The 14895-nt window shown below is 41.0% G+C and carries 13 protein-coding genes, 16 tRNA genes and 1 rRNA gene; 25 read left to right on the top strand and 5 right to left on the bottom strand.

Annotation, left to right across the window (positions count from 1 at the left end):
• Positions 1–187: 187 nt before the first annotated feature.
• The 18 genes from rrf to C6347_RS09415 all read left to right on the top strand — a co-directional run bounded on the left by rrf (position 188) and on the right by C6347_RS09415 (position 2999).
• Positions 188–303, top strand: a 5S ribosomal RNA gene (rrf, locus tag C6347_RS09500).
• 9 nt (positions 304–312) lie between these two features.
• Positions 313–387: transfer RNA gene (locus C6347_RS09495), tRNA-Asn, on the top strand.
• A gap of 4 nt (positions 388–391) precedes the next feature.
• Positions 392–482, top strand: a tRNA-Ser gene (locus C6347_RS09490).
• A gap of 17 nt (positions 483–499) precedes the next feature.
• Positions 500–574: transfer RNA gene (locus tag C6347_RS09485), tRNA-Glu, on the top strand.
• 31 nt (positions 575–605) lie between these two features.
• Positions 606–681, top strand: a tRNA-Val gene (locus C6347_RS09480).
• 15 nt (positions 682–696) lie between these two features.
• A tRNA-Met gene (locus tag C6347_RS09475) sits at positions 697–773 on the top strand.
• Between the two features lie 4 nt (positions 774–777).
• Positions 778–854, top strand: a tRNA-Asp gene (locus tag C6347_RS09470).
• Positions 855–872: 18 nt separating this feature from the next.
• Positions 873–948: transfer RNA gene (locus tag C6347_RS09465), tRNA-Phe, on the top strand.
• Between the two features lie 6 nt (positions 949–954).
• A tRNA-Thr gene (locus C6347_RS09460) sits at positions 955–1027 on the top strand.
• 15 nt (positions 1028–1042) lie between these two features.
• Positions 1043–1127 (top strand) — tRNA-Tyr (locus C6347_RS09455).
• 13 nt (positions 1128–1140) lie between these two features.
• Positions 1141–1214: transfer RNA gene (locus tag C6347_RS09450), tRNA-Trp, on the top strand.
• Positions 1215–1244: 30 nt separating this feature from the next.
• Positions 1245–1320, top strand: a tRNA-His gene (locus C6347_RS09445).
• A gap of 9 nt (positions 1321–1329) precedes the next feature.
• Positions 1330–1401, top strand: a tRNA-Gln gene (locus tag C6347_RS09440).
• Between the two features lie 7 nt (positions 1402–1408).
• A tRNA-Gly gene (locus tag C6347_RS09435) sits at positions 1409–1483 on the top strand.
• 5 nt (positions 1484–1488) lie between these two features.
• Positions 1489–1559: transfer RNA gene (locus C6347_RS09430), tRNA-Cys, on the top strand.
• A 14-nt stretch (positions 1560–1573) separates the two neighbouring features.
• A tRNA-Leu gene (locus tag C6347_RS09425) sits at positions 1574–1662 on the top strand.
• Positions 1663–1699: 37 nt separating this feature from the next.
• Positions 1700–1781 (top strand) — tRNA-Leu (locus C6347_RS09420).
• A 513-nt stretch (positions 1782–2294) separates the two neighbouring features.
• Positions 2295–2999, top strand: a complete 705-nt coding sequence (locus C6347_RS09415; protein ID WP_106071609.1) for a hypothetical protein — start codon at positions 2295–2297, stop codon at positions 2997–2999.
• A gap of 34 nt (positions 3000–3033) precedes the next feature.
• Here C6347_RS09415 and C6347_RS09410 read toward each other — a convergent pair whose 3' ends face one another.
• The 4 genes from C6347_RS09410 to C6347_RS09390 all read right to left on the bottom strand — a co-directional run bounded on the left by C6347_RS09410 (position 3034) and on the right by C6347_RS09390 (position 5812).
• Positions 3034–3579 carry a histidine phosphatase family protein gene (locus tag C6347_RS09410; RefSeq protein WP_106071608.1) on the bottom strand — a complete coding sequence of 182 codons (546 nt, stop codon included), beginning with the start codon at positions 3577–3579 and terminating at the stop codon, positions 3034–3036.
• A 68-nt stretch (positions 3580–3647) separates the two neighbouring features.
• Complete coding sequence (locus C6347_RS09405; protein WP_106071607.1) at positions 3648–3839, bottom strand: hypothetical protein; 192 nt, start codon at positions 3837–3839, stop codon at positions 3648–3650.
• Positions 3840–4301: 462 nt separating this feature from the next.
• Positions 4302–4991 (bottom strand): DUF1963 domain-containing protein, encoded by a 690-nt coding sequence (locus C6347_RS09395; protein ID WP_106071606.1) that lies wholly within the window; start codon positions 4989–4991, stop codon positions 4302–4304.
• 17 nt (positions 4992–5008) lie between these two features.
• Entirely contained in the window at positions 5009–5812 is an 804-nt protein-coding gene (locus tag C6347_RS09390; RefSeq protein WP_060595830.1) for a DUF2262 domain-containing protein, read from the bottom strand.
• 535 nt (positions 5813–6347) lie between these two features.
• On the opposite strand from C6347_RS09390, the gene ltaS reads away from it, so the two are divergent.
• Positions 6348–8288: a lipoteichoic acid synthase gene (ltaS, locus tag C6347_RS09385; RefSeq protein ID WP_034663829.1), complete on the top strand. Its 1941-nt coding sequence runs from the start codon at positions 6348–6350 to the stop codon at positions 8286–8288.
• 155 nt (positions 8289–8443) lie between these two features.
• Positions 8444–9010 (top strand): signal peptidase I, encoded by a 567-nt coding sequence (gene lepB, locus C6347_RS09380; protein WP_106071605.1) that lies wholly within the window; start codon positions 8444–8446, stop codon positions 9008–9010.
• A 42-nt stretch (positions 9011–9052) separates the two neighbouring features.
• On the opposite strand, the gene C6347_RS09375 is transcribed toward lepB, so the two are convergent.
• A complete protein-coding gene (locus C6347_RS09375) occupies positions 9053–10348 on the bottom strand; it encodes a homocysteine synthase (protein WP_106071604.1) in 1296 nt (431 codons plus the stop codon).
• An 858-nt stretch (positions 10349–11206) separates the two neighbouring features.
• Between C6347_RS09375 and C6347_RS09370 the strand changes: the two genes are divergently transcribed.
• The 5 genes from C6347_RS09370 (at position 11207) to C6347_RS09350 (ending at position 14892) form a co-directional block, all read left to right on the top strand.
• Complete coding sequence (locus C6347_RS09370) at positions 11207–11419, top strand: hypothetical protein (RefSeq protein WP_003211695.1); 213 nt, start codon at positions 11207–11209, stop codon at positions 11417–11419.
• A 115-nt stretch (positions 11420–11534) separates the two neighbouring features.
• Entirely contained in the window at positions 11535–12281 is a 747-nt protein-coding gene (locus tag C6347_RS09365; RefSeq protein WP_034663820.1) for an ABC transporter ATP-binding protein, read from the top strand.
• Positions 12259–13725 carry a hypothetical protein gene (locus C6347_RS09360; protein ID WP_106071603.1) on the top strand — a complete coding sequence of 489 codons (1467 nt, stop codon included), beginning with the start codon at positions 12259–12261 and terminating at the stop codon, positions 13723–13725. The genes C6347_RS09365 and C6347_RS09360 overlap by 23 nt, the downstream gene beginning before the upstream one ends.
• The gene (locus C6347_RS09355; RefSeq protein WP_060595835.1) at positions 13709–14614 is read left to right on the top strand and encodes a PqqD family protein; all 906 of its coding nucleotides are present in this window, start codon (positions 13709–13711) and stop codon (positions 14612–14614) included. The genes C6347_RS09360 and C6347_RS09355 overlap by 17 nt, the downstream gene beginning before the upstream one ends.
• On the top strand, positions 14611–14892 hold the full coding sequence (locus C6347_RS09350; RefSeq protein WP_060595836.1) for a hypothetical protein: 282 nt from the start codon (positions 14611–14613) through the stop codon (positions 14890–14892). Before C6347_RS09355 ends, C6347_RS09350 begins: the two co-directional genes overlap by 4 nt.
• Positions 14893–14895 lie beyond the last annotated feature (3 nt).

The raw sequence follows: 14895 nt of genomic DNA, 5'->3' as shown, positions 1-14895 counted from the left end.
ATCAGGTTGATAGGTCTGAGGTGGAAGCGTGGTGACACGTGGAGCTGACAGATACTAATAGATCGAGGACTTAACCTATATTCTAATGTGAAGCTTGAACATTGTTATCTAGTTTTGAGAGAACATTTTTAAAATATCTCTTGATTTATTTTCAATACATAGTATAATATCTTTTGTCACTAAATTGTCTGGTGATGATGGCGAAGAGGTCACACCCGTTCCCATGCCGAACACGGAAGTTAAGCTCTTCAGCGCCGATGGTAGTTGGGGGTCTCCCCCTGTGAGAGTAGGACATCGCCAGGCTTTCTTCATTCCGCAGTAGCTCAGTGGTAGAGCTATCGGCTGTTAACCGATCGGTCGTAGGTTCGAATCCTACCTGCGGAGCCAATTTGGAGAGCTGTCCGAGTGGCCGAAGGAGCACGATTGGAAATCGTGTAGGCGGTAACCCCGTCTCAAGGGTTCGAATCCCTTGCTCTCCGCCACAATTTACATAATAAAGGGCCCGTTGGTCAAGCGGTTAAGACACCGCCCTTTCACGGCGGTAACACGGGTTCGAATCCCGTACGGGTCACCATTTTATAGAATATACACCAGTATTTTTATTCGGAGGATTAGCTCAGCTGGGAGAGCATCTGCCTTACAAGCAGAGGGTCGGCGGTTCGAGCCCGTCATCCTCCACCATATCTTTTATATCGTCGCGGGGTGGAGCAGTTCGGTAGCTCGTCGGGCTCATAACCCGAAGGTCGCAGGTTCAAATCCTGCCCCCGCAACCAAAATGGTCCGGTAGTTCAGTTGGTTAGAATGCCTGCCTGTCACGCAGGAGGTCGCGGGTTCGAGTCCCGTCCGGACCGCCATTTTTAAAAAGAATACTTGGCTCGGTAGCTCAGTTGGTAGAGCAACGGACTGAAAATCCGTGTGTCGGCGGTTCGATTCCGTCCCGAGCCACCACTATTTGCCGGTGTAGCTCAATTGGTAGAGCAACTGACTTGTAATCAGTAGGTTGGGGGTTCAAGTCCTCTTGCCGGCACTGTTTTTCAAATGTGGAGGGGTAGCGAAGTGGCTAAACGCGGCGGACTGTAAATCCGCTCCCTCCGGGTTCGGCGGTTCGAATCCGCCCCCCTCCACCATTTTTGTTTTCATAGGGGCATAGTTTAAAGGTAGAACAGAGGTCTCCAAAACCTCCGGTGTGGGTTCGATTCCTACTGCCCCTGCCAATTTTCTTAATATGATTCATAACATCTATGGCGGTTGTGGCGAAGTGGTTAACGCACCAGATTGTGGCTCTGGCACTCGTGGGTTCGATTCCCATCAATCGCCCCATTTTATTATTGGGCTATAGCCAAGCGGTAAGGCAACGGACTTTGACTCCGTCATGCGTTGGTTCGAATCCAGCTAGCCCAGTTGATTTGCGGAAGTAGTTCAGTGGTAGAACACCACCTTGCCAAGGTGGGGGTCGCGGGTTCGAATCCCGTCTTCCGCTCCAATAATGGCGGCATAGCCAAGTGGTAAGGCAGAGGTCTGCAAAACCTTTATCCCCGGTTCAAATCCGGGTGTCGCCTTTTTTGAAAAGACTGCCGGGGTGGTGGAATTGGCAGACACACAGGACTTAAAATCCTGCGGTAGGTGACTACCGTGCCGGTTCAAGTCCGGCCCTCGGCACCATTATTTTTTATCATAAGTTGCGCTCTTTAATGATCATGCCGGTGTGGCGGAATTGGCAGACGCGCACGACTCAAAATCGTGTTCCTCACGGAGTGCCGGTTCGACCCCGGCCACCGGTATCTATTAAAAGTTTCATGATCGGTTTTTACCGTCAACCTAACGTTTCACCACAATGGTGAAACGTTTTTTTGTGGTTAAAACGAGTTATTTAGATGAAAATATAAACTTATTAGAAAATTTTGCAACAGCAGTTAGGCGTTATACCACTCTTATCAAGCAGATCGTGTAGCTGCCTCCCTTGAAATAAGAAGGACCAATAGAATATGCTAAATGCTGAAGGAAATGAATTCGCCTAGGATTATCTCGATTTTGAACATGGCTTGTGTTTAGATGACTACGGGGAGACATTCTCAGCAGCTGAAAGCGTGTATTATGTTGAAGATCGTTGGGAGAACTACGATAAAATCAAAAAAGTGATTCAAAAGCGTTATATAGATTGGGTGAATCAACGTTAAGGAATCTAGTTTTGTTTCGATAAATAAGAGCTTCTCATCTTTGTACTGTTTCATGTGGACGTTACAATTGGCTATAGGAGATAAATAGAATGAATTTAGAGGGGCGGAGTTGTTATCTTGCAAACGAAGACGATATTACAGACCATCATTGAAGACGAGGGATCACGAGATTATCCGCTTTTTAGACAGTACTGTGAGAGAAAAGAGCAGGGTCTGCGTAAAGATGCGCTTAAAGTTCTTCAGTCCTTTATTGCGGAGATGAAGGAGAACGAGGTTGAAGCAAAGCGTGTATTTGTTGCTTGGCTGTTTGAGTGGATTGAACGGTTTGAGGATGGTCATCATTTGCTTGTGTTTCCATTGGTAAATGAGGTGATTCAGCCCGTTCTGCAAGAGTGGGAGAATGTTGATCCAATGGATGTGAGACCATATCGCTGGCAAGGCTTGTTCGTGCATCAGGGAGAAGGGCTGCCTTACTTATTGAAGGCACTAGAGCTTGGAGGCAGCAAGGAGCAGCGTGTGATAGTTCAAATTTGTGAAACCTATCTATCGGCCTTATGGTATTCGTTTCATCATATACATGAAGATCTTTATTTAAGCACCTATGAGAAAGATCAAGAGCGAATTCAGGGCATTGAAGATGTCATGACACTGATTGAAGATAAGAGGATTCGTACCAATGTTGAAAAACATTCGGTCTACTATAACCAGCTTTTATCGGATTGGAAGGAATTTCAGCAGACGGAGACAAGAGGCTTTATGAAATGGTGTGCGGAGCGTAAGAAGCCCTATGAGTGGGTAGAGGCATTTTATTATCATCAATAGATGAGGAAACGGCAGAATTCATTCTGCCGTTTTTTTACTTATGCCATATTCGCTCTATTTCTACATGATCTGGTCTAAAATATTGCAGAACATAGACATCTGGATTGCTTAGCTGATCCCACTCCTTGAATCCAATCGTGGGATCGGCGTGTTTTAGAAGCAGGCTCATAATATTGCCATGTGTGGCGAATAAGGTACGATCTTTTCCTAATTTTATTTGTTCATAGAGTGCCTCTACAATACGGTTCATCGCTTCTTGGCTCGATTCTCCGCCTTCACAGGTCATATGTAAGTCCGAAAAACTGAGCTTTAGTTTCTCATACCAATCGTCCATTGGTTTGCTGCTTAACACACGTTCAGAAAGACGCTGATCAATTTGTACCTCGAGCTGTTTCACATGAGCAAGGGGCTCAGTGGTTTGGATCGCTCGTTTATAAGGACTTGAGATGATCTGATTGAGATGGATACCGGAAAAGAACTGTGCTAGTTCGTGAGATTGTGCGATGCCTTGAGGCGTTAAAGACGCATCCTCGGATTGTCCATTTGCTTGGCAATGTCTGACGATATAATATGTTTTCATGGGGCACACCTCTCATCGAGTATAAAAAAATCATCCAGGATTGGATGAGGATTCATGAAGGTCTAGGTTCATTTGCTCGGATCTGTTTCTTTATAGGGATCTGTGAGCTTTGAGGTTAGGTCTAAGTTGAACAAAAAATCGTCTACGGTGTCTGTGCCAAAGGGAAGTGTGGAGAAGTTGATTGGGATGCTGTCTTCTTGCTTTTCTGAAGTGACCTGCTGTTTAGGCTGCTTTTTTCTCCAGTACTTAAACAAGCGCATGTAAAGCCCCCTTTTCTATGAAAAAGATGGATTTATACATAATATACGGGGAGAGTTGTCCAGGCGTCAAATGTTTTCTTAGAGAACGATGAAAAGAGCCACAGGAAAGTGCGGCTCTTTTTGTACATTTACATAGCACGACGTAATGCTTTCAGCACTTTACGTTCGCATTTTAAGTTATATCGCTTGTGATGGAGTTTATCCGTGTTACATCTGCCAATGACTTGTCTGACATCTGGATGATAAATGATGAGATTCCTGAAAGTTGGATCATTTAATAACGTGTGAAACCAGCTGAATTTTTTGAGATGCGCTGCATTTCTAGAGATATCCTCTTCATCTACCTGTAGAAAAGGGATATAACAGCAAGTGAAAAGATATCGAAAATGAATCCCATTTTGGTTCCTCCCCCCATATTATTTCCTACGCTTAGAAGAAGGAAAGGTTTCATTCAATAAACCTTTAAAAACAATCCCAGTACATCAACCATTCTTTTTTGTCTTTGTCGTAATAGAAATACATCGTGCCGTTATCACCAATCATAAACCGAGGTTTTTCTTCTGGGGCGATTTGCAGCATGAATTCTCCTGGTTGATGACGGGGTGGGGATTGAATATATGCGCCATATCCATCGATTTTTGTGAATGAATAATTTGTGTATTGCTTAAAGAAGTGTTCTGTCGCTTCCTCACTTTCATTTACTTCTGATAAATCAACATATGACCACGCTTTTTCCCAGCAAGGGAAGTCCTTTTGCTCACTTTCATTCCATTGAATTTGAAAGGGTTTGAGTCCTCTCACTTCTTCTGGAGTCTCAACTACTTCGAATCCTTCCATAGTTGCGTATTCAATAAGCTTCCAGCCTTCGCCGTTTTTGGTGATATCAATCGGAAGTGCTTTCTGATTAAGAAAGATTTGAATCATCTTACATTCATTGCATCCGTTCATTCCTCCTGGCACTTCAGGTGAATAAATTTGTAAGATCGGAATCATGACACCATCTTGATCTGCTGGCCAGCCTTGATCGGGGTGGATGAAGAAATGACTGGCAAACCAGCTGTGTGCTGCTGGATCAGGACGAAAACCGCCAATCTTAGCCACGATGGGTGTTTTTCCCAGTTGTTCTAATTCGTGAAAAGCCTTTATCTCCATTACTTATCCCTCAATCTTTAGCCTGCAATGTGGGCATCTTGAAACGTGCCATTGATATTGCCTGAGACAATGATGACATGTCCCCAAAATAAATCACCGTCATGACAGTACACTTCAAACTCTCCATCTGGGTAAGCATGAAGGCTTTCGAGTGAGATGCGGCTCATAAATTGATCCAGTGTGAGCTCTTCTTGTTTTTCAGCGGAGTCATCTTGTGCCTGCCAGTCTTTAGCTAGTTCAATCAGTTGATTTGCTGCAAATGATTTAATGGAAGAGTTCCATGTGGTCTGCTCTTCCATGAGTTGTCTAGCGGTTCGAAGAGAGTCGTTTACTTTTTCATCTTCTTCGAGGTTGAAGTAGAGCAGGCACTCTTGATTGCTCCATTGGATCGTTGTTTCAAATAAGTCTAGTCCTTTCACTAATTCAAAGGTGCCCAGCATGTCATCATGGTAAAAGACAGGTTTTTGAGCTTCTTCTCGTATCTCTTGAAGCTCTTGATCCTGTGTATCTGTATCGATGAGTGATACAAGCATGAACTCACCTTCACCTTTTCGGACCTGAAGTGTCACGATTGATTCTTTATGTAATTGTGCCTGCTTTTCCCGCAAGCCCTCTTCATCTGTTAACCAGCAGAGCCTTATGTTTTCGGTTGTGATGAGGTCTTTTTCCTTCCATGCAATCAGTGGAATAGAAGCGGTCCAAAGAGATTCCTGTCCGGTTTTTCCTGCGCCTACTCCTGAAGGTCCTGTGACAGCAATGATGTGATCTATTTCTGCTGAAAATCTTTCTTTAAATGCGCTTATTTGTTTGTTATTCTTCATGTGATGTCCTCCAGCCTGCTTTTTGAAAATCTATATCTTTATCACACCGCACATCAGAAGGAGAAATCAAGCTTTTTTTTGCTTAAAACTTTTTTAGATTGACAGAGGGAGAGAAAATACATGGATTGTTGGAGGGTGAGTCACAATAAAAAACAAATGGATTATGTATCTAATTTTGTATAAATTTAGGTGAAAGAGTCGAAAGGCCTAGGTGATTCTTCCTTTTCTTTATAATTACTTTGACACGAATAGATGAAAAAAGTAAAGTAGTACTGAGTGACTTACAAACCCTTCTTCATCCACTAAAACATGAAGTGTGTGTAAATGAAGTGTAAATGGATATTTTTCCTTTTATTTACTCGTATTTTTTTTGAAACCTTTGAAGCTTCTCATACGTTATATTAAAGGAGCACATATGTCCGGCGGAAACAGAGCATCGGAATGCTTGGTGAAGAAGATTTACATTTGCAAAATCAATGTAAATTTTTTATGATTTCATTTATATCAGAACGATAACTAAGAAAGAAGAGGTTTTATGAAAAAAATATTTGCGAACAAATATAGCTTTTTTGTATTGGCTGTCCTTTTATTTTGGGCGAAATCGTACGCTGCCTACAAAATGGACTTTAATTTAGGAGTGAAAGGTTCTTTTCAAGAGGGGCTTCTCTTATTAAATCCATTTAGTTCAGCCATTGTGTTTTTGGGACTGGCTCTCTTTTTGAAGGGTCGTAAATCTGCCATTGTTTTAATTGTTATTGACTTTATTATGACCGCACTTTTATATGCGAATGTAGCGTACTACCGTTTCTTTGATGACTTTTTGACTTTCTCCACAATGAAGCAAGCAGGCAATCTTGGAGGAGGCATGACTGGCGGTGTATTATCTAGTATTAAGCCGCATGACCTTTTGTATTTCCTTGATATCATTATCTTGATTGCGATTGTGATTTGGAGACCAGAAGTGAAAAAATTCCAAATGAAAAAGACATTTGCACTGCTGATTGTGGCTGCAGGTGTAGGACTGTTTTTTGTAAACCTTCATTTAGCTGAAAAGGACCGTCCAGAATTATTAACAAGAACATTTGATCACAAGTATGTTGTCAAATACTTAGGTGTTTATAATTATACGATTTATGACGGAGTACAATCAGCACAAAATGCAACACAGGTAGCAAATGCGAGCAGTGAAGATTTAACGGATGTTGTAAACTATACGGCTTCTCACTATGCGAAGCCAAACGCAGAGTATTTTGGTAAAGCAAAAGGGAAAAACATCATTAAAATCCATTTAGAAAGCTTCCAGTCTTTCTTAATTGACTACAAACTAAATGGAGAAGAAGTGACGCCGTTTTTAAACAAACTAGCTCATGGTAAAGAGGATTTTACGTATTTCGACAACTTCTTCCATCAGACAGGTCAAGGAAAGACAGCTGATGCTGAGCTAATGATGGATAATAGTATGTTCGGCTTGCCAGAGGGAGCAGCGTTTGTGACAAAAGGTGAAAATACTTACCAATCACTCCCTGCCATCCTAGATCAAAAAGCAGGCTATACGAGCGCAGTGCTTCACGGGGACTATAAATCTTTCTGGAACCGTGACACGATTTATAAGCATATGGGATATGATCAATTCTTCGATGCTTCATATTACAACATGGATGAAGAAAATCTTGTGAATATGGGTCTGAAGGATAAACCATTCTTCAAAGAATCAATCCCGATGCTAGAATCAATGAAAAAGCCATTTTATGCACATTTAATGACATTGACTAATCACTATCCATTTAATTTAGATGAAAAAGATGCGACAATTGCTAAGGCAACAACTGGTGACAAAACAGTAGATAACTACTTCCAAACAGCAAGATATCTAGATGAGTCATTAGAGCAATTCTTTAAAGACTTGAAAAAATCAGGTATGTATAAAGACTCGGTCATTTTATTATATGGTGATCACAACGGTATTTCTGAAAACCATAACCGTGCAATGAGCGAAATTCAAGGGAAAGAAATTACACCTTATCAAAACGCACAAAACCAGCGTGTACCACTCATGATTCGTATTCCTGGCAAACAGGGCGGCGTGAACCATACGTATGGTGGTGAAGTAGACGTGATGCCTACGCTTCTTCACTTACAAGGTATTGATTCAAATGAGTATGTGAATTTTGGAACAGATCTATTCTCTAAGAAGCATGATCAAACTGTTGCATTCCGTAACGGAAACTATGTGACACCAAAATATACACTCGTAGATAACACTGTCTACGATACAAAAACAGGTAAAGTTGTGAAACAAAATAAAAAGACAGAGGCGATTAAAGCCCGTGTCGATAATCAGTTAAGCCTTTCAGATAAAGTGCTTTATAGGGATCTTCTTCGATTCCATAAGCTGTCTGACTTTAAACCAGTGAATCCATCTGATTATTTCTATGGTAAATCAAAAGAAAAAGAAGAGGATTCTTCTGCTAAGTAACTGAGTTTTGGGCAAGCACAGAAGGGTGCTTGCCTTTTTCTCTCTCACCGCTTGATTTGTTGGCAAAATATGTTTATATTTAGGGTGATACAAGCGTGATGCTGGCGTGCAGCTGGCGGAACTCATTTCGTCCTAGGGGATTTCAGGAGGAGCTTATGACAACAAATACAAAAACACAAAAAAAGAAATCAGAAGTATGGGGCTGGCTCAAAGCGATCTTAATCGCATTCATCGCTGTTTTTATCATTCGTAACTTTTTATTCGCACCGTATATTGTAAAAGGGACCTCTATGGATCCAACATTGCATAATACAGAGCGGGTTTTTGTGAATAAAACGGTTGATTACTTCGGCGATTACAAACGGGGACAGATCATTGTTCTTGATGGGGAAGACCGCAGCACTCATTATGTAAAACGATTAATTGGTTTACCTGGTGATAAAATTGAAATGAAAAATGACCAGCTATATGTCAATGGTCAAAAAGTGTCGGAGCCTTACTTAGCGTCAAACAAAAAGAAAGCAGCCGCAGATGGGACCTTGCTGACACCTGATTTTGGCCCTCTTACCGTTCCAAAAGGCAAGTATTTTGTCATGGGTGACAATCGTCAAAACTCAATGGACAGCCGCAATGGCTTAGGTCTTTTTACAAAGAGTGATATTCAAGGAACGACTTCATTTGTGTTTTATCCTTTCCAAGACATTCGACTACTCAATGATTAATGACTCATAAAAAAAAGCACACAGAGGTGTGCTTTTTCTATTTCATTCAGCCTGGCTTTTTGTGATCGCCTGTTCAAGATCTGCAAGGATGTCTTCAATCGCTTCTGTTCCAACAGATAAACGAATGAGTTCTGGTGTGACGCCTGTCGTTTTTTGTTCTGCTTCACTTAATTGTTGATGCGTTGTGCTGGCAGGATGAATAATCAGTGATTTAGAATCGCCGACATTTGCAAGGTGTGAGAACAGCTTAACGGAATCAATGAGCTTTTTACCAGCTGCTCGCCCACCTTTAATACCGAATGTGAGAATGGCGCCTTGTCCTTTTGGCAAATAGGTTTGAGCAAGCTCATAAGATTCATGGCTTTCAAGACCTGGGTAGCTTACCCAATCTACAAGAGGGTGATCTTGTAAAAATTGCGCTGTTTTTAACGCATTTTCACTATGACGCTCGAGACGCAAATGTAAAGTTTCTAGGCCTTGCAGAAGTAAAAATGAGTTAAATGGAGACAGGGCAGCCCCTAAATCCCGCAAGAGCTGCACACGTGCTTTTGTGATATAAGCCGCTTCTCCAATTGCTTCGGTATACGTCAGACCGTGATAACTTGGATCTGGTTCAGTCAGCCCTTTGAACTTATCACTGTCAGCCCAAGGAAACTGGCCGCTATCGACAATGACACCGCCGATTGATGTACCATGACCGCCAATGAATTTCGTAGCGGAATGGACGACAATGTCTGCACCAAATTCGATCGGTCTTAATAAATAGGGGCTTGCGAGCGTATTGTCCACAATAAGCGGAATATGGTGCTTGTGTGCAATGGCTGAGACGGCTTCAATATGTAGAATGTCGCCTTTAGGATTCCCAATGCTTTCTGCATACACTGCCTTCGTTTTGTCTGTAATCGCTGCTTCGAGTTCTTCCAAGTTGGATGAATCAACAAATTTCACTGTAATGCCGAGCTTTTTGAGTGTATGGGCAAATAAATTGTACGTGCCTCCATAAAGGCTGCTGGAGGATACAATTTCGTCACCAGCTCCTGCAATGTTTAAAATAGAATAAGTTGTCGCTGCTTGTCCAGAAGAGACAGCAAGTGCACCAATGCCGCCCTCAAGCTCAGCGATCCGTTTTTCAAAGACGTCATTTGTAGGGTTCATAATGCGAGAATAAATATTTCCGGGTTCCTGCAGTCCAAATAAATTCGCCGCATGCTCACTATCTCTAAAACCGAAAGAGCTTGTTTGGTAAATAGGCACGGCTCTTGAATAGGTTGCTGAATCAAGCTCCTGACCTGCGTGAATGGCTTTTGTTTCTAAACGGAATGGACGTTCTTCTGACATGTGTGTATCCTCCTTTTGTTAGATAAAACCAACTACTTTGATAAGAAATATTTAATAAGACTATAAATCTTGTTTCATGCCTGGTCAATCATTTTTTAGATAAATCTGAAAAAATAATCAATAAAATTGATGAACTTTTTTATTTCAATTGGAAGGGTGTATATGTTGGTGAAAAGAGAGATTGTTTCCTTAGAGAGTGCGGATCAGTTTTTTTAGAAAGCAGCAAATCATTCAAGTGTTGTTTGAAAAGATCATGCTCGCCATCGTTTTAGATGAATTCTATAAGCGATTAATCTAATTTGAAGCACAAAGAATGCCAGCTGGTGGAATCATGGGGAAAGCCTATGCTGTAGGTTGCTTTTTCATAGAAAGGAGCGTGTCATATGTTGGATGTTACTCAAGAAGGCAAGGGCTTTTTTCCCAATGATCTCTCTTGTATATACATATTTTAAGTGACAAGAGAAGAAGGAAAATATGCTCACTTTTTTGTCGGAATTATCAGTAAATATTTCATAAATGGAGTTATAACGACATATAATCAGGACTTTTATATCTGATATATCGGGGGAATTCTTTCTATCTCACAAAAAAGAAAGAATATATAAAGGAGATGATAAAAATGGCCTATTTCAAAAAAAGAAGAAAAAAGATGGTTTAATTGACATTATATGGGTTTGGTGGTTCTTATGGAGTGAAAAAACCTAGTTAATAAGAGAGGGGTTATACACTTAAAAGTGAATAATTGAATAAAAAGTCACATTTTACCCAAAAGTATGTTCGGTCAAAAATGGGATCTTCTGTTGATGTTTGGAGAGTGACGCCTATGATACGATCATCATAAGCTGGGAGGTGAAAAGTATGACTTATGCAGCGCCGCAAGTTGACTATTCCACTATGGAACCTGCTATTATGGATCAAGCTTGGTTCTTAGTATTTGTTGCTGTCCTTCTTGGATTGGGAGCAACAGTTGTTCTAGGAGCAGCAGTTTGGTGTTTAGCAAACGGCAAGGGTAGCTTTACAGGAGCCGTTCAGTGGGAAAGTGGCTTAAAAGTCCAAATTGAATGTAAGTAGCTATACTTAGGATTCATCTTTTTACTTCTATGAAATGACACCAGGGCTAAACCGTCTGTGGCGGGCGGTTTAGCCTGATCTGTTTTTAAAGAATATGCAGACACTTGGAGGTTATATGTTTACGATCGAGAATTTAACTAAGACGTATAAAAATAACGTGACTGCTGTCAATGATTTTCATCTACAGATCGACCCTCATCAAATCGTTGCTGTTGCTGGACCGAATGGTTCCGGTAAAACAACGATGATTAACTGTATACTCGGCATCATTAAGCATACAGAAGGAACGATTCTCTTGCAGGACGTCACAAATGACGAACCATCCTTTAAAAAACAAGTAGCCTATGTTCCAGATGATCTGCTACTCCCTGAAGCTTTGACTGGTGCTGAATATTTAGATTTTGTTTCTTCTATGTATGAATGTAAAACAATTCATAGAAGAAATCAACTAATTGAACTGTTTGATATGGACTCGGCTTTATCAAGACCGATCGAAACCTATTCACATGGTATGAAAAAAAAGACACAGCTGATTGCCGCCTTTATGCTTGATAGTCAATTGGTGATCATGGATGAGCCCTTTAGAGGACTTGATATTGAAGCGGTTATAAACACAAAGAAACTGATGAAGCGTTATGCCGAGCACCATGGTGCGATCTTGCTTTCAACGCATGATATGCTTTCAGCGGAAGAGCTGTGCCACAAAATCGCCATTATTTCTAAGGGAAATAAAATGGATGAAGGAACGGTCTCAGCCTTAAAGGAGAAGTATCAATCAAGCACATTGGAACAGGTGTTTCTGAAAGCTTCAATGTTAAGTGATAGGGGTGCACATTTTGATGAAATCATTAATCATTTCTAGAATGATGCTTAAAATGTGGCAGCAGGAGATGTATAAGCTCTTTGATACTCAGACGAAGCGGATCATTGTGATCTTATTCTTTTTGTTTGCCGTCACAATGGGCGCCATCATCGGATACAGTTTTACGGGTGTCTTTATGAAGGCTTTCTTAAATGGAGATGAACGTTCACTTGGATTACTCGTTGTGTCAATGGCGATCAATGCATCCATATTTACAAGCTTGTTATTCATTTTGATCAAGGTCAGAACGCCTGAGCAAGACCGTTTTTCTATGCAGCTCAGCTGGTTCCCGCTTTCTACCTTTCAGAAAAGCCTTGGATACTTTATTCCGATGGTGACAGTGGTGGCAGGACTTGTGTTATTTTTTATCGGTATCCTGCTTTTACCTAACTTTATTGCCCAGGGAATAGGTATTTTCTTTATCTTTACGTTCTTTTTAATGGTGATTTTGCAATCGCTTTTTGTCTTAATGCTTCTGCAACTCATTTATAATATTACCTATTTGGTCGTTCTGAAATTAAAATTACCGTTGCAAAAATTTGCAGCGATCTTTGTTTTATTAGCACTGGTTGTGGCGTATGGAATGACGCATTTTGATATCAGTCAAATTCAGCAATCATATATACAGTTTGATTATCATTTGATGTATTTTACAGCACCGTTTTTCTTAGCGGCTCAAGGAATGTCTCCTGAAGGGGTAAATTATGCAATCTTGATCCTGTTCATCCTTTTATCGGCGGGCGGCGCATTTCTTTCTCTTGCGATGATGCCAATTATGGCAGAGAAAAAAGCGTTAACCTTTTTAAACAAACTGCCGTTCTCTTCTTCAAAAAAATGGTCACTTATTGTAAAGGAAATGAAATCACAGGTGCGAAATGAAGAAAACATTTTAAACTTTCTCATTCTCCTCATTGTGATCTTATTCGTCCGTTATCAGTTTGGATTCCGCTTTGAAGAAGAAGCGTTTTTTGTTCTCTGCGCTCTTGCTGGATTAACCGCCTTCAATTCATTTGGCAATGATAAACGAATGCTGGGGATGTACAAAACATTTGGCCTAAGATCGTGGGAAGTGGCTCTGTATAAGTTTATCGGGCTTTTGCTTGTTGGTATACTGCAAATTGCGTTATTCATGCTGACAACGCTGACGCTTCCTGATCAGATTTGGAACGTATTGATTGGGGCTGCTGTTTTATGCAATGCCACTGCGCTTTTTTATGTGGTAGGTATTTTACTTCCGCTTGACCGAAACAATCCCTACACAGGTATTTTTTCATTTGGAGCACTTATTTTACTCATGATTCCGATTGTTTTTATTGGAAACTATGTCATAGGGGAGTCGAGTCAAACACTTCAGTGGCTGCTTGTAGCTACATTTGAAGGTCTGCTCATCTTTGCCATATACAAAGGTTTTTCATGGAGGTATTCACATGATTCAACTTCTTAACAATAAGCTAAAGATTGAGCGGGTACCGGCACTCGCGCCGTATGTGACCTTACAAAAGAGGCATCTCACTGATACGCAGTATGGAAGCACACTCCCGATTAATGAAAGTGCCTATCATATGTTAACGAAAGTAGATGGCAAAAGGACAGAAGCAAGTATTACCGCAGAGCTCGCCGATTTGTTTCAGGTCGATGAATCTGTGATTTCTCGTGACTTTTATCAACTGATAATGGGGTTAAATCAGCATCACTTGCTGTCTATTCATTATCAATCACCATATCGGATTGTGACAGCCTGTTGTCAATTTTTCAAACAGTATCAAGTGAAAATGAAGGAACGATTTGATTGCACTGGTCACTCGTTCCTGCACATTTTGGGGACGGCTTTGCTCATGGTGACGCGTAAAATCATCTTTTTCTGGATGCTTTTTATGGTCATGGCAGGGATCGCTTTTTTATTCATTCCTGACCAGTCGATTGCAGCCATTGCGATTTATTTTACTATTATTTATTTTGGATTAATTACCGGGACCGCCTTACATGAGGCAGCACACGGCTATGCGCATCGGAAATTTGCGGGACGGGATGGTCCTCAAGGCTTTTTTGCGAGTGATATGATGTCTGTGAAATTTGTGAGACCTGTATTAGATCCGTTTCAGAAAAAGCAAGTATGGATTACTCTGCTTGGGCCGCTTGTCCCGGGTGTGATCGGGGCAGCAGGGATCATTGTGACCGTATTATTTCTGAAAGAAAATCCAATTTCGACAGGTTTCTTTATTTTTTCAATCACGTATTTTATTCAATTACTCTATCTTCTTCCATTTATGGGGGATGGTAAATCCATTATGAAGCAGCTATTGCTTGGGGGAATGGGAGGACAACGATCATGAACGTACAGGCGATGAAACAAGGCGCTATTGTTGGTGGCTTTCTAGGATTTTTAGGCTTTCCGATGCTGACAATTGGTGTATTGTTCTATCATTTATTTCAATCAAAAACGAATGATGCCTTATTATTTAACAGTCTCGCTTTTGAGATGGAAGGTTCATCCGCATTTACTTTTCAGATCAAGCCAAACTTTTTTATTTATATGATTGTGATTTTTGCCGCGAGTTTTCTCATTGTGGCTTTCTTATCAGCAATGAAGCAGAAAAAAGCAAAAGATTAGGAG

This window comes from Bacillus sp. NMTD17 (assembly GCF_002998735.1).
In the GTDB taxonomy this organism is placed as follows: Bacteria; Bacillota; Bacilli; order Bacillales; family Bacillaceae; genus Bacillus.
This window is presented reverse-complemented; position numbering and strand designations above follow the sequence as displayed.